The 602-nt window shown below is 57.8% G+C and carries 1 protein-coding gene; it reads left to right on the plus strand.

Annotation, left to right across the window (positions count from 1 at the left end; translation table 11 throughout):
* On the plus strand, positions 1-602 hold a 602-nt coding region (locus DK870_RS30135), incomplete at both ends, for a ribonucleotide-diphosphate reductase subunit beta (RefSeq protein WP_161550436.1).

The raw sequence follows: 602 nt of genomic DNA on the forward strand, positions 1-602 counted from the left end.
GACGACGAACGCCGCATCGTCATGCGCAACCTCGGCTTCTTCTCCACCGCCGACTCGCTGGTCGCCAACAACCTGGTGCTGGCCGTGTACCGCCTGATCACCAACCCGGAGTGCCGCCAGTACATCCTGCGCCAGGCCTTCGAAGAAGCGATCCACACCCATGCCTACCAGTACTGCATCGAATCGCTGGCCATGGATGAAGGCGAGATCTTCAACATGTACCACGAGATCCCATCGGTCGCCAAAAAAGCCGCCTGGGGCCTGAAATACACCCGCTCGATCTCCGATCCGAAGTTCGAAACCGGCACCGTCGACACCGACAAGGAACTGCTGCGCAACCTGGTCGCTTACTACTGCGTGCTGGAAGGCATCTTCTTCTACTGCGGCTTCACCCAGATCCTGTCCATGGGCCGCCGCAACAAAATGACCGGCGTGGCCGAGCAGTTCCAGTACATCCTGCGTGACGAGTCGATGCACCTGAACTTTGGTATCGACGTGATCAACCAGATCAAAATCGAAAACCCACACCTGTGGGATGCCGAGATGAAGGAAGAAGCGACCCAGATGATCCTGCAAGGGACGCAACTGGAGATCGAATACGC

Origin of the sequence: Pseudomonas sp. Q1, assembly GCF_009935975.1 — a bacterium.
Taxonomy (GTDB): Bacteria; Pseudomonadota; Gammaproteobacteria; order Pseudomonadales; family Pseudomonadaceae; genus Aquipseudomonas; species Aquipseudomonas palleroniana.